This window comes from Streptomyces sp. NPDC005551, assembly GCF_042871785.1.
GTDB lineage: Bacteria > Actinomycetota > Actinomycetes > Streptomycetales > Streptomycetaceae > Streptomyces.
Genome location: NZ_JBIAJE010000007.1, coordinates 203946 through 217202, shown reverse-complemented (window position 1 = coordinate 217202; position 13257 = coordinate 203946). Strand labels below are relative to the sequence as shown.

Annotated in this window: 11 protein-coding genes; 8 read left to right on the top strand and 3 right to left on the bottom strand. The window is 72.6% G+C overall.

Annotated features, from left to right (window positions below; translation table 11 throughout):
• Window positions 1-338 precede the first annotated feature (338 nt).
• From ACFYP4_RS21615 to ACFYP4_RS21580, 8 genes are all read left to right on the top strand, one after another.
• Window positions 339-866: a hypothetical protein gene (locus tag ACFYP4_RS21615; protein WP_358853180.1), complete on the top strand. Its 528-nt coding sequence runs from the start codon at window positions 339-341 to the stop codon at window positions 864-866.
• Between the two features lie 498 nt (window positions 867-1364).
• Window positions 1365-3494, top strand: a complete 2130-nt coding sequence (locus ACFYP4_RS21610; protein ID WP_388787172.1) for a hypothetical protein — start codon at window positions 1365-1367, stop codon at window positions 3492-3494.
• Window positions 3495-3579: 85 nt separating this feature from the next.
• Window positions 3580-5121, top strand: coding sequence for a GT4 family glycosyltransferase PelF (gene pelF, locus ACFYP4_RS21605; RefSeq protein ID WP_358855031.1), 1542 nt, complete (start codon window positions 3580-3582; stop codon window positions 5119-5121).
• Complete coding sequence (locus ACFYP4_RS21600; RefSeq protein WP_388787169.1) at window positions 5118-6494, top strand: hypothetical protein; 1377 nt, start codon at window positions 5118-5120, stop codon at window positions 6492-6494. Before pelF ends, ACFYP4_RS21600 begins: the two co-directional genes overlap by 4 nt.
• Before the next feature lie 224 nt (window positions 6495-6718).
• Window positions 6719-7720 carry a GDP-mannose 4,6-dehydratase gene (locus ACFYP4_RS21595; protein WP_358855029.1) on the top strand — a complete coding sequence of 334 codons (1002 nt, stop codon included), beginning with the start codon at window positions 6719-6721 and terminating at the stop codon, window positions 7718-7720.
• A 35-nt stretch (window positions 7721-7755) separates the two neighbouring features.
• Window positions 7756-8469 (top strand): sugar phosphate nucleotidyltransferase, encoded by a 714-nt coding sequence (locus ACFYP4_RS21590; RefSeq protein ID WP_358855028.1) that lies wholly within the window; start codon window positions 7756-7758, stop codon window positions 8467-8469.
• A gap of 7 nt (window positions 8470-8476) precedes the next feature.
• The gene (locus ACFYP4_RS21585; RefSeq protein ID WP_388787165.1) at window positions 8477-9403 is read left to right on the top strand and encodes an NAD-dependent epimerase/dehydratase family protein; all 927 of its coding nucleotides are present in this window, start codon (window positions 8477-8479) and stop codon (window positions 9401-9403) included.
• On the top strand, window positions 9400-10065 hold the full coding sequence (locus tag ACFYP4_RS21580; RefSeq protein ID WP_388787162.1) for a spherulation-specific family 4 protein: 666 nt from the start codon (window positions 9400-9402) through the stop codon (window positions 10063-10065). The genes ACFYP4_RS21585 and ACFYP4_RS21580 overlap by 4 nt, the downstream gene beginning before the upstream one ends.
• Before the next feature lie 34 nt (window positions 10066-10099).
• Here ACFYP4_RS21580 and ACFYP4_RS21575 read toward each other — a convergent pair whose 3' ends face one another.
• The 3 genes from ACFYP4_RS21575 to ACFYP4_RS21565 form a co-directional block, all read right to left on the bottom strand.
• Window positions 10100-11026, bottom strand: a complete 927-nt coding sequence (locus ACFYP4_RS21575; RefSeq protein ID WP_388787159.1) for a GlxA family transcriptional regulator — start codon at window positions 11024-11026, stop codon at window positions 10100-10102.
• On the bottom strand, window positions 11023-11574 hold the full coding sequence (locus tag ACFYP4_RS21570; RefSeq protein WP_358855024.1) for an isochorismatase family protein: 552 nt from the start codon (window positions 11572-11574) through the stop codon (window positions 11023-11025). Before ACFYP4_RS21570 ends, ACFYP4_RS21575 begins: the two co-directional genes overlap by 4 nt.
• 142 nt (window positions 11575-11716) lie before the next feature.
• Window positions 11717-13042 carry a cytochrome P450 gene (locus ACFYP4_RS21565; protein WP_388787155.1) on the bottom strand — a complete coding sequence of 442 codons (1326 nt, stop codon included), beginning with the start codon at window positions 13040-13042 and terminating at the stop codon, window positions 11717-11719.
• Between the last annotated feature and the right edge of the window lie 215 nt (window positions 13043-13257).

Genomic DNA, 13257 nt, shown 5'->3' with positions numbered 1-13257 from the left:
GGGCGTCACGGCCGTTTCCCGAGGGCACCCCACGGCCGGAACATCATGGGCCGGCCGGGAACAACTCCCAATTTAGAAAGGGAAGTTACTACTCCGCGGCACACGACGCACCCGGTATCCGCCAATCCGCCCGACCGGGGCGTCGGAGCGTGCGACATCACGCGTGGAAGGGGACTCGACCCGCCCGTCCGGCCTGTCGTGCATGGATGCAGACGGATTCACTACGTGACGACGTGCTCACAGAGCCATCGGCGGACACGCACTTCAGGCCGCATTCCGTTGCCGCTGTTCCCGGCGGGGCAGACGGTGCGCTCGTGGCCTGCCTAGCCTCCCGGCCCATGCGATCCACACAGACCCGACGCCTCGGTCTCGCCGCCGCCCTCGCCCTCGTCCTCGCCCTGTTCGGTCTCGCCCCGAGCGCCGGCGCGGCCGACCTCGCCCCGGCCGAACTGACGTTCACCACCGACAGTGCCACCACTCAGCCCGGCGGCACGGTGAAGCTCTCGATGACGCTCACCAACAACAAGACCTACGACATCTGGTTCGTCCACCAGACCATCGACCCGACCTGGCTGACCACCCAGCGGCCCGACCTGAAGTACACCTTCACCGGTTGCAGCCTCGCCACCGCCGCCGGCAGCACCCCCTGCACCGGCACCGGCCCGGCCAACCTCGGCGGCAACTACGGCTCCACCATCCCGCCGGGCCAGAGCCGTACCGTCACGCTCACGCTCCAGGTCGCGGCGGACTCCGGCTGCAACGGCAACATCGGCTTCTACTCGTACTACTACGCGGAGTTCAGCGACACCACGAACACCGGCGGCGGTCCGGTCCACACGCCCGAGACGCGCGTGCTCTGCCCCTGACCCCGCACCGGCGCCCGCTCCATGGCGCGCAGCCGTAGATCACGACAGCACAAGTGGCCACCGGAGGCGGCCGGTTCGTCGCGGACACGCGCGAACCGGCCGCCTTCGGTACGTCTGTGTCCTGTGTGACCTAAAACCGACCATAGGCCACCAAGCCGTGCTGGTCTGAACCACTGGCGGCCCCGCCGTGCGGACGCCGACGCTCCGCATGCGCTCCACGCAGGCACGGTCCGGCCCAGGGGCCTCTCCATCACGTCGCGCCGCGGGTCCCCCGAGGACCGCCGGACAGCCGTTCCGGCCGGGGCCGGAGGAGTTCTTCGCCTGCACTTTCCCGTCATGTTTCGCAGCGGCGGCACGAAAACTACACAGAGACATCACTATGTGACGCGACGGATGCGACGACGACCGGCGTTCGAGGGGGGCGGCGGCGTCGCGCAAGGGGGTGTCTCCGCTCGATGGAGCGGCGCTCACCCCTGCCCGGGGAGGGGACTTCACCGCATGAAGGGGACCATCCGCACGGCCGCGTTCACCGCGGGCGTGCTCATAGCCTCGCTCGGCCTGCCGGCCGGTGCGGCGCACGCCGATCCCGCCACGCCGCGCATCGATCTGCGGGTCCTGGTCGTGAGTGACGGCGGACCGGCCACGGACGCCATCGCAGCCGAACTGGACACCGCCGGAACGCCGTACACCGAGGTCGACCTGCGGCAGTCCGGCCGGCCCGTGATCGACGCCGGCTTCCTGGCCGACACGGTGGAGGGCCGGCCGCGGGCCAAGTTCCAGGCGGTCGTCCTGCCGAACGACAATCCGTTCGCCACGGACTCCGCCGAGATGGCGGCACTGGCCGCCTACGAGCAGACGTACGCGATCCCGCAGGTCGACGCGTACACCTACGCCCGCCCCGAGGCCGGACTCCAGTACCCGGTCCACGGCGGCTACTCCGGCAGTGTGGACGGCGTACCGGCCGAGGTCACCGCGGCCGGGCGGGCGGGGCCCTTCGGCTATCTGGACGGCGCCGTCCCGTTCGAGGACAACTCCCCCACCGTCGGCGAGAGTTACGCCTACCTGTCGACGGCCGTCGCGGGGGCGGACTTCACACCGTACGTCGACGCGGCGATCCCCGGCCGGACGACGCGGGGTTCGCTGGTCGGTGAGTACCGGCACGACGGGCGGCGCGAACTCGTCGTCACGTTCGTCTACAACCGGTACCAGCAACAGTTCCGGCTGCTGGCCCACGGCATCGTGGAGTGGATGACCGGCGGCGTTCACCTGGGCGCCTCGCGCAACTACTTCGCGGTGCACGTCGACGACGTCTTCGCCGCCGACGACCGCTGGGACACCGAACTCAACTGCACGCCGGGCGACGTCGACTGCGCCCAGGGCGAGGGCGTGCCGCGTCCGATCCGGATGACGCCCGCCGACGTCGACCACACCACCGCCTGGCAGACCCGGCGGAACTTCACCCTCGACCTCGCGTACAACGGCGCCGGCAGCGTCGACCACCGGGAGGACAACGACGGCGCCGACCCGCTGGCCGACAAGCTGGTCGGCGACCGCGGGCGCTTCCGCTGGATCAACCACACCTACACGCATGCCTTCCTCGGCTGCCGGCAGGACGTGACCGTGGTGCCCTGGAAGTGCGCCACCGGCCCGGACGGCAGGACCGCGTGGGTCGGCCGGACCGAGATCTCCGACGAGATCGCCAAGAACCGCGTCTGGGGCCGGGCGGCCGGACTGCCGCTGGACGACGAGTTGGTGACCGGTGAGCACTCCGGGCTGAAGCTGCTGCCGCAACAGCCCACGGACAACCCGAACCTGGCGACCGCCCTCGCGGACAACGGCGTGAAGTGGCTCGCCTCGGACAACTCCCGCGACCCGGAGCAGCGCCGGGTGGGCCCGGCCGAGACCGTCTCCCGCTACCCGATGAACGTCTTCTACAACGCCGGGCGGGCCGCCGAGCAGGTGGACGAGTACAACTGGATCTACACCAGTCGTGCCCAGGGCGGCAGCGGTATCTGCGAGGACCACCTCGACACCTCGACCTGCCTTTCGTCACCGCTGAGCACCACCACGGGCTACACCGACCACATCGTGCCGCTGGAGACCAGGATCGCCCTCGGGCACGTCCTGTCCAACGACCCGAAGCCGCACTTCATCCACCAGTCGAACCTGGCCGAGGAGCGTATCGCCTACCCCGTCCTGGAAGGGGTGCTCGACGGATACGCCAACCTCTTCGCCGCCGACACCCCCGTGGTCAACGCGCCGATGAAGGACATCGGCGTCGAACTGCGGCGACGCGCCGCCTGGCAGACCGCGGTCGCCGCGGGCAAGGTCAGCGCCCACCGCATCGGTGACACGGTGACCGTCGAGGCACCGGACGGCGTCGCGACGACGGCGACCATGCCCGCGGGCACCACGCGGGCCGGCGCCGGGTTCGGCGACGCGTACGCCGGCCAGGTGTCCGGCTGGGTCACCGCCGCCGGGCCCCTCACCCTGACACTGCCGTCGAGCGCCGCCCCGCTCGCCGCGCCCGTCGGCGTAGACAGCGAAGCGGCGTCGACCCGCACCGCCCCGCCCACCCGTGTGCCCGCCGGTGTGACCGAACAGGTGCCGTACACCCCGGAGCGCTGACCGCGCACCGATCCCGGGTCCCGGCCGCATCCTCCGCGGCCGGGGCCGGCACCACCACCCCACACCTCGGCCGTGGAGCACACCCATGCACGTTCACCACGGCACGCGACGCCCCGGCGCGACGCGTGTCACCCTGCTCACCGAAGGAACGTACCCGCACAGTCACGGCGGCGTGAGCGTCTGGTGCGACCAGCTCGTCGGCGGTATGCCCGACATCGCCTTCGACGTCATCGCCGTGACCGGAACCGGACGCGAGCCGGTCGTGTGGGACATCCCGGAACAGATATCGCGCGTGGTCACGGTCCCCATGTGGGGGCCCGCACCCGGCGGCAACCCGCCCCGCGGGCGACGCCGCAACCGGCTCGCCACCGCCTACGAGCAGTTCCTCACCGCCCTGCTCGACCCGTGCGCGGAGGACAGGTTCGGCACCGCCCTCCACGCGATGGCGGAAGCCGCGGCCGACGGACTGCTGAGCCCCTTCCTGCGCGGCGACCGGGCGATCAGCATCCTCACCGCCGTGTGGAACCGGCCGGGACTGGCCGTGCGCGAGGCCCGGCCGACCCTGCACGACGCCCTCACGGCCACGGCTCTGCTGGAACACGCCCTGCGCCCGCTGGCGGCCCCGGTGCCCGAGCACGGGGTGGCCCACGCGGTGAGCGGCGGCGTGGCCGTACTGCCGGGCCTGGCCGCGCTCGAACGGCACGGCGTGCCCCTGCTGTTGACCGAGCACGGCGTCTACCTGCGCGAGCGCTACCTCGGTTACCGCACGGCCCCCTACCGCTGGCCGGTGAAGGCCGTCGTCCTCGGGTTCTTCCGGCTGCTGGCCGAGGAGACCTACCGGCGGGCCGCGCTGATCACTCCCGGCAACCGGTACAACCGGCTCTGGGAGGAACAGGGCGGCGCCGACCCCGAGTCGATCCGCACCGTCTACAACGGGGTCGACCCCGCCGCGTTCCCGCCGGCCGGCCCCGAGCCCGACGCACCCACCCTCAGCTGGGCCGGCCGGGTCGACCCGATCAAGGACCTGGAGACCCTCATCCGGGCGTTCGCTCTCGTCCGGGCCCAACTCCCGGACGCACGGCTGCGGTTGTTCGGCGGAACTCCGCGCGGCGGTGAGGCCTATCGGGAGCGGTGCGAGGCGCTGGCCACCCAGCTCGGCCACGGGGAGGCGGTCACCTTCGAGGGCCGGGTCGACGACATCAAGGACGCCTACGCCGCCGGAAACGTCGTGATGCTCTCCAGCATCAGCGAAGGCTTCCCCTTCACCCTGATCGAGGCCATGTCGTGCGGACGGGCGACGGTGTCCACGGACGTGGGCGGCGTACGGGAGGCCGTCGGCGACACCGGTCTCGTCGTGGCGCCGCGCGACCCGGCGGCCATGGCCGCCGCCGCGCTCGACCTGCTGGGCGACCGCGAGCGCCGACGCGCGCTGGGAGAGGCCGCGCGGTTGCGGGTCATCGAGCAGTTCACGCTGCGGCAGACCGTCGACACCTTCCGGGCCATCTACCTGGAGCTGTCGCGGCCCGGCCGGATCACCCTGCGCGACCCGTGGACGCCCGACACCGAAGCGGGCGCCATGGCCGCGGAGGGTGCCGCTCTCGCCGAGCCGAGGAGCCTGGTCGGATGAGCGGGCCGATCGCTCTCGAACCGGGCGGCGCGGGACAGGACACGCTGTCCCTGCGGCTCGCCGACGAACGCACCCTGACGCTGCACCTGCCGGGTCGCGGCACGGACCACGACGCGGTCGACCGGCTCGCCGCCGAACTCGCCGACGGAATCGGTCCCGCCGTCCACCCCTACGAGGTGGCCGCGCTGCTGGAGTCGGAGGGACTGAGCGCCGAGGTGATCCAGGAACGCTACGGGCACCCGAACCTGTTCTCCCTCGCCTCCGCCCTGTACGAACGCGTCCCGCGGACCTTCCCCGAACCCGCCCCGTCGGCCGACCCGTGGCGCCCGGACCACATCCGGTGCGCCCTGCGCGGGGCCCTGTTCGCCCTGCCGGGGCTCGCCTACCTGCTCACCGGGCGGCTGTGGCACGTCGACGGGAACGCCGTCGTCCTGGTCGCCGCCGGGCTCGTCTCCTGGGCCTGGGGCCAGGCGCTCGGACACCGGGCCTATCTGCGCATGACCACGGGACAGCGCGAGGCGGGGCGGACCCTTCTCGTGGGCGCGCCGCTGGGTGCCGTGGCGGCGGCGACCGCCGGGGCGCTGCTCGCCGGTTCCGTCGCGGCGGCATGCGTGGCGGCCGCGCAGTCCGTCTATCTCGCTGCGGCCGGCGTGCTCCTGGTGCTGGGCCGGGAGCGGCTGCTGCTGGCCGCGCTCGCCCCGGTGATCGCCGGTGCGCTGCTCCTGCCGTGGTGGGAGCCGGGGACCGTGCTGCGGGCCGGGCTGCCGGTGCTGTCGGTCCTCGGTACGGTCGCCGCGGCCGGCTGGGCCCTGCGCACACCGCTCGGCGCCTCCCCCGCTCCGGGCGGCACCCCGCCCGCGCTGCTGCTGTCCCTGCCGTACGGACTGTTCGGCCTGGCCGCGGGGGTGCTGGTGCTGCTGGAGGGGCGGGAGCACCCGTCCACCGTCATCGCGCTGACCGTGAGCATGGGGCCCGCCGAATGGCTGCTGTACCGGTACCGGGGCATGTCGGTGGCGGCGCTGCGGGCGACGGCGACGCCCGCAGCCTTCCTGCTCCGTTCGTCCGGCATCCTCGCCCTCTGCCTGTGCGCCTACCTCCTTCCCCTGGTACCCGCCGCGCTGCTCACCGGCGCCGAACCGGCTCCGCTGCTGCTGCTCGCCGCGACGCTGTGGACCGCTCTGCTGCTCCAGGCCTTCGGGGTGGCCTGGCCGCCGGCCGGGGTCTGCCTCGGGGCCGCCGGCGGAGCCACGACGGTCGCTCTCCTGCAACCACCGGCCGGCGTCGCCGTGTTGTCGCTGAGCTGCGGCGCGGCCGCGCTGTGTCTCACGGCGTGCACGGTGTGGCTGCTGGGGCGGCCGGCACCGCACGCCTGACCGCTCCGTCCGCGCCGTCCCCGTACGACCCACCGCACCGCACGCACCTGCGCCCCGCCCGCCACCGTTCCGTCCCACGGACCACCCGCCGCACCGCCGCACCGCTCGCACCGCGTCCACGCACCGGCGAGACCGCCCGACGACCACCGCACGGCACCGGTCCACGAACGGGCCGGTTCCACGTCCTGTCACCACGCGCACAACCGACCGGAAGGACCCCTGAGTTGACCTCCGCACCGCTCGCCGCCGTCACCGGAGCCGAGGGCTTCATCGGCTCCCACCTCACCGAGGCGCTGGTCGCCGCCGGACACCGGGTGAGGGCCATGGCGCAGTACAACTCCTTCTCCTCCTACGGGTGGCTGGAGACCCTGGCCCCCGATGTCCTCGACCACGTCGAGATCGTCCTCGGCGACGTGCGGGACCCCGGCTCGGTCCGCGGTCTCGTCGAAGGCGCCGACTGCGTCTACCACTTGGCCGCCCTCATCGCGATCCCGTACTCGTACCAGGCACCGCACAGTTACGTGGACACCAACATCACGGGCACGCTCAACGTGCTGGAGGCGGTGCGCGCCCTCGGGACGCCCCGGCTGGTGCACACCTCCACCAGCGAGACGTACGGCACCGCACAGACCGTGCCGATCACCGAGGATCATCCCATCAACACCCAGTCCCCGTACGCGGCTTCGAAGGCGGGCGGGGACCGTCTTGCCGACAGCTACCACGCCAGTTTCGACACACCGGTGGTGACGCTGCGGCCGTTCAACACCTTCGGTCCGCGTCAGTCGATGCGGGCCGTGATCCCCAGCGTCATCGGCCAGGTGGCGGCGGGCGAGCGCACCCTCACCCTCGGGGACCTGCGCCCCACCCGCGACTTCACCTACGTCAAGGACACCGCTCAGGCGTTCCTCGCGGTGGGCACCGCGCCCGCCGAGCGGGTCGTGGGCCGCACCTTCAACGCCGGTACCGGCGGCGAGATCTCGGTCGGCGATCTGGTGGCGCTGATCGGCAAGGTGATGGACACCGCCCTCGACGTCCGCGAGGACCCGCAGCGGATCCGGCCCGCCGGGTCCGAGGTGATGCGGCTCGTCGCCGACGCGACCCGCCTCGCCGCGGCCACCGGCTGGAGCCCCGCCCACGACCTGGAGCAGGGCCTCGCGCACACCGTGGAGTTCTTCCGCGACCCGGGCAACCTCGCCCGCTACAAGACCGGCATCTACAACATCTGACCCACCGGCACGTCCGTCCACGAAGGAGGAGTCCCATGCACGTAGTGATCCTGGCGGGAGGCAAGGGCGTCCGGCTGCGGCCCTACACCACCGCGCTGCCCAAGCCGCTCGTGCCCATCGGCGACCAGCACGCCATCCTGGAGATCGTGCTGCGCCAGCTCGCCACGGCCGGTTTCACCGGCTGCACCCTCGCCATCGGCCACCTGGGCGAGATCATCCGCGCCTATGTCGGCGACGGCTCCCAGTGGGGCATGTCCATCGACTACGTCACCGAGGACAGTCCGCTCGGCACGATCGGTCCCCTGCTCACCATGCGCGAACGCCTCCCGGACTCGTTCCTGGTGATGAACGGCGACATCCTCACCGACCTGGACTACGCCGACGTGCTGAACCGGCACCGGAGTTCGGGCGCCCCGCTGACGATCGCCACGTACGCCCGCAAGGTGCAGATCGACTTCGGAGTGCTGACCACCGACGCGAACCACGTCGTCGGGTTCACCGAGAAGCCGACCATCGACTACCGCGTCTCCATGGGCGTGTACGGACTGAACCGGACCACGCTCGACGGCTACACCGCCGGTCTGCCGCTCGGCTTCGACGAGCTGGTGCTGGACCTCCTCGGAAAGGAGAACCGCCCGCACGCCTACGAGTTCGACGGGTACTGGCTCGACATCGGCCGTCCCGACGACTACGACCGGGCCAACGCGGAGTTCACCACCCGCAGGTCGCTGCTACTCAAGGGAGCCTGAGCACCACATGCGCATTCTCGTCCTGGGCTTCACCGGCTTCCTGGGCGGCCACGTCGTCGAGCACCTGCACGCCCTGCCGGGCGTGCGGGCGCTCCGCGGCGGCCGCTCGTCCGCCGCGGAGCTCGGCATCGACCTCGCCACGGCCCGTACGGACCGACTCGCGGGCGTCCTCGCGTCGGCGGCGCCCGACGCCGTGATCAACTGCGCGGGGGCGACCGGCGGGGACGCCGTGACCCTTGCCGAGGTCAACTCCCGTGGCCCGGCCGTCCTGTGTACGGCGCTGCGGGAGGCGGCGCCCGCGGCCCGCCTGGTCCACCTGGGCTCGGCCGCCGAGTACGGCCCCGGCACCCGGGACGCCCGGGTGCCCGAGTCGGCGGCCACGTGTCCCGTCACCGCGTACGGTGCCACCAAGCTGGCCGGCACCGTCACCCTCGCCTCCTCCGGGCTGGACGCCGTGGTCCTGCGGGTGGGCAACCCGGTGGGGCCCGGCGCCCCGCTCACCGGGCTGCCCGGCCGCATCGCCGGTCTGCTGGCCGGGGCCGGCCGGGACCCGGACGCGGTGATCCGGCTGGGTGACCTGTCGGCGTACCGCGACTTCGTCGACGCGCGGGACGTGGCCCGGGCGGCGGTGCTCGCGGCGACGACGCCCGGACCGCTGCCGCGCATCCTCAACATCGGCGGCGGGAACGCCGTCCCGGTGCGCGACATGGTGCGGGCGCTGGCGCGCGTCGCCGGGTTCCGCGGCCGGATCGAGGAGAACGGCGCCGGGTCCGTCCGCTCGGGCGACGTGTCGTGGCAGTGCTCCGACATCACCGCGGCCGCCGACTCCCTCGGCTGGCGGCCGTCGTACACCCTGGACGACTCGCTGGCGGCCCTGTGGGCGGCGACGGCGGGCGCTCCGTCCCTGCACCTGGAAGGGGGCCGCGCACCGTGAGCCTGCTGATCCCGCTGTACGTCCATCCGGCCGAGGACCCGGCCGCCTGGCACCGTCTGATCACGTCGGCGGACCGCACCTACGCGGTCGTCATCAATCCGGCCGACGGGCCGGGCACGGCGGTTGATCCCGCGTTCGCCGCGGCCGCCGAGGCGCTGAAGGCGGCCGGCGCCCGACTGCTCGGCTACGTCGACACCGACTACGGCGCGCGCCCCGCCGCGGACGTCACGCGGGACGTGCTCCGGCACCGGGAGTGGTACGGGGCCGACGGCTGCTTCCTGGACCGGGTGACCGCGACGCCGGCCGAACTGCCCGCCTGCAGAAGGCTGGTGCGGTCGGTGCGTCGGCTGGGGGCGTCGCCCGTCGTACTGAATCCGGGGCTCCATCCGGCACCCGGATACGCCCGCGTCGCCGATCTGATCGTCACCTTCGAAGGGCACTGGTCGACGTATGTGTCGGCGTTCAGCAGACCGTCGTGGACCGCACGGCATCCGCCGGAGCGGTTCTGCCACCTGGTCTACGGGGTGCCCGAGGCGCTCGTGCCGCTGGCCGTCCGCACGGCCGGTGAGCGCCGGGCCGGGGTCGCCGGCCCCGTGACCGGGGAACTCCCCAATCCCTGGAGCGGGTTGACGCCCGCACTGAGCGGCGGGACGGACGGCTGAGCCGCGGGCGGGCCCCCGCACCGGTCCGCCGCGGTTACGAGTGGTCGCCGAGCGGCAGCCGCGACCGCAGGCGTCGCAGCATGCGGGCGTCCTCGAAGCCGACCTCACGCGCGGCCGTCTCCATCGTCGCCCCGTGGCCGATGAGGTACTCGGCCCGTTCCAGGCGCAGTGTCTGCTGGTAGCGCAGCGGCGTGAGGCCGTCGGTGGCGCGCCCGAACAGGCGGGTGAGGGTGCGCTCGCTCACGCCGGCGGACGCCGCGAGTGTGCTCAGCGGCAGCGGTTCGGCGAACCGGTCGTCGATCAGGTCCTGGACGCGGTGCACGGTGTCGTCCACATGCGAGCGGTGCCGCAGCATGGCGCTGGCCTGCGGCTCGTGTCCGTTGCGGCGGGCGTACACCACCATCTGGCGGGCCACCTGCGCCGCGAGTCCCGGGCCGTGCCGCACGGCCAGCAGGTGGAGCGCCAGGTCGATGCCGCTGGCGATGCCCGCCGAGGTCACGACCCGGTCGTCCGCGGTGAACAGGACGTCCCGCATGACGAGCGCCCGTGGGTACCGGGCCGCGAGTTCCTCCTGCACGTCGTGGTGTGTGGTGCAGCGGCGCCCGTCCAGGAGACCTGCCAGGCCGAGTGCCTCGGCGCCCGCGCAGACGCTGGCGACCGTGCCGCCGCCGGCGTGATGTCCGCACAGCTGCCGCAGGGTGTCCTCGCCCGGCGCGGGCCCCCCGCGCAGCGTCGGGGCCCGCCAGCCGGGCACCACGACCAGGTCCTCCGGTGTCAGCTCGGGCCACCGCGTGCGGGCGGTCAGCGGCAGTCCCTGGGCACTGACCACCTGCTCCTGCTCGGCGACGTACACGAGCCGGTAGGAGTGCCCGAAGTCCGCCGCCGTGCTGAACACCTGGGCGGGTCCGGCGAGGTCGAGGAGGTGGACGCCGGGCAGGAGGACGAAGACGACCTGACTCACGCAGCCGGTGCTTCCCGTTCGGCTTCCAGCTCCTGCACCGTGGCGATCCGGGCGAACCGGTCGCGGAGGACCGCCTCGGTCCGCTCGATGATCTCGGCGGCACCCAGGTCGCCGATGGCGCCGGTCGCGGTGGCGTCGGTGACGAACACCATGCGGTACCCGAGGTCGCTGCCCAGCCGGGTCGTGGTCTCCACGCACTGTTCGGTGCGGATGCCGCACACCCACAGCTCTCCGACCTCCGCCTCGGTCAGCAGCTGCTGGAGGTTGGTGGTGGTGAACGCGTTGTGGGACGTCTTGTGCAGGACGGGTTCGTCCGGCCGCGGACCGTCGAGCTCCGCGAAGAGGCGCACCTGGCCGGAGTCCGGGTCGAAGACATCACCGCTGCCCGGTTCCGTGTGCAGCACCCAGACGACCCGGTCGCCCGCGGCACGCGCGAGGGCGACCAGCCGGTTGACCGGTTCCGCGATCTTCTGATTGGAGAACTGCTCCCACGACGGGCGTGCTCGGAACGATTCCTGGACATCGACGACGATCAGCGCTCGGTTCATGTCACCCATTCTGACCTGCCCCGAACCGTCGTCCCAGGCTCGATCAGGGCCGGCACCGGAACGATCCGGTCACCGGCGACGGGGGCGGCGGCGACGCGTCCCCGGGGCGCCGCCGCCAGACGGCCGGGCGGTACGGCGCCGGTTACGGGCCCACGGTCCCGGCGCCCGCGCCGACCGGGCAGCCGCCGGACGCGGGCTCGACCGCCGGCCGAGCGTCCCGCGCGCCCGGGTCCGCGGGGTCTCCCAGCGACACGGGAAGTTCACGGTGCCCGTTCGAGATGAACGACTCCAGCGGCCGCAGCTGCTCGGGCCGCACGGCGAGCGACATGTCCGGGAAGCGGGTGAACAGGCCGCGCAGCGCCACCTGAGCCTCGAGCCGGGCCAGCGGCGCGCCCACGCAGAAGTGCGTCCCGAAGCCGAACGCGAGGTGCTCCCGACGCGTGGCGCGCGTCACGTCGAAGGTCCCGGCGTCCGCGCCGTGGACTTCCGGGTCACGTCCCGCGGACAGGAACGAGATGACGAGTGCGTCTCCCCGGCGGATCACGACACCGCCGATCTCGATGTCCTCGACGGCGTAGCGCAGGATGCCATTCGCGCCCGGCGTCTCCACCCGCAGCGCCTCTTCCACGACGTCCTGCCAGGAGGCGTGCCCGGAGCGCACCAGGGCCAGCTGGTCGGGGTGCTGGAGCAGCAGGGCCACCGCGTGGTCCAGCAGGTTCACCGTGGTCTCGTACCCGGCCGTGTACAGCAGGATGAGGTTGTCGACGAGTTCCTTCTCCGACAGCTGGTCGTCGTCCCCGTCGCGCACGGTGATGAGCGCGCTCGTCAGGTCGTCCCCCGGGGACCGCCGCTTGAGGTCCACCAGTGCGCTCATCGTCCGGTACAGGTCCACGCCGTTGCGCTGCGCCTCCTCGAGCGAGACGCCGGTGTCGAAGAACCCCGCGATGATCCGGGCGATCGCCTGTCGGAACTGTCCCGGGATGCCGAACAGTTCCGCGAGCACCCGCACCGGGAGTTCCTGCGCGAACGCCCGCCGTACGTCCACGGGTCCTTCCGCGGCACGCTCCGCCAGTTCGTCCAGCAGGCCTTCGGTCAGTTCCTCCACCCGGGGGCGCATGCTCTCCACCCGCCGTGCCGTGAACGCCGAGGCCACGAGGCGGCGGAGCCTTCGGTGGTCCTCGCCGTACGCCGTCACCATGTTCTGCACGGACACCCAGATCGCCAGCGGCCACTCGGCGCCGATGTCGCCCTGCTGCCAGGCGGGCCAGTGCCGGTACGCGTCCTTGGACACGCGCGGGTCCCGCAGCAGTTCCTTGATGGTCTCCAGTCCGGTCACGGCCCAGGCGTCGACGCCTCCGGGCAGCACCACCGGTACGACGGGGCCCGCTTCGGCCCACCGTGCCGCCTCCCCCTGTACGTCCCGCCCGGAAGCGTCCACCGCGAACGGACACCCGACTCCACCAGACATCACAACCCCCTAGAGACAGCGAAGACCCACGACACCCGCCGAACAGCACGGCGTTCGAACGGACCCGGAACAGAGAGGAGAGCGTCGGTCCCACCGGCCCCGCGAGGGACACCCGACGACACGACACGAACAGGGACAGGACCACCCGCAGGTCAGGCAGTGACCGGGATGAGCGGGCCGTGGAACCCGCTCAGAATAAAACCGGATGGGTGGTT

Bases quoted from the DNA above. Each gene is read 5' to 3' on its own strand.
- ACFYP4_RS21585 (WP_388787165.1), top strand. From the start codon at position 8,477: ATGCGCATTCTCGTCCTGGGCTTCACCGGCTTCCTGGGCGGCCACGTC.
- ACFYP4_RS21570 (WP_358855024.1), bottom strand. From the start codon at position 11,574: ATGAACCGAGCGCTGATCGTCGTCGATGTCCAGGAATCGTTCCGAGCA.
- ACFYP4_RS21565 (WP_388787155.1), bottom strand. From the start codon at position 13,042: ATGTCTGGTGGAGTCGGGTGTCCGTTCGCGGTGGACGCTTCCGGGCGG.
- pelF (WP_358855031.1), top strand. From the start codon at position 3,580: ATGCACGTTCACCACGGCACGCGACGCCCCGGCGCGACGCGTGTCACC.
- ACFYP4_RS21615 (WP_358853180.1), top strand. From the start codon at position 339: ATGCGATCCACACAGACCCGACGCCTCGGTCTCGCCGCCGCCCTCGCC.
- ACFYP4_RS21600 (WP_388787169.1), top strand. From the start codon at position 5,118: ATGAGCGGGCCGATCGCTCTCGAACCGGGCGGCGCGGGACAGGACACG.
- ACFYP4_RS21590 (WP_358855028.1), top strand. From the start codon at position 7,756: ATGCACGTAGTGATCCTGGCGGGAGGCAAGGGCGTCCGGCTGCGGCCC.
- ACFYP4_RS21610 (WP_388787172.1), top strand. From the start codon at position 1,365: ATGAAGGGGACCATCCGCACGGCCGCGTTCACCGCGGGCGTGCTCATA.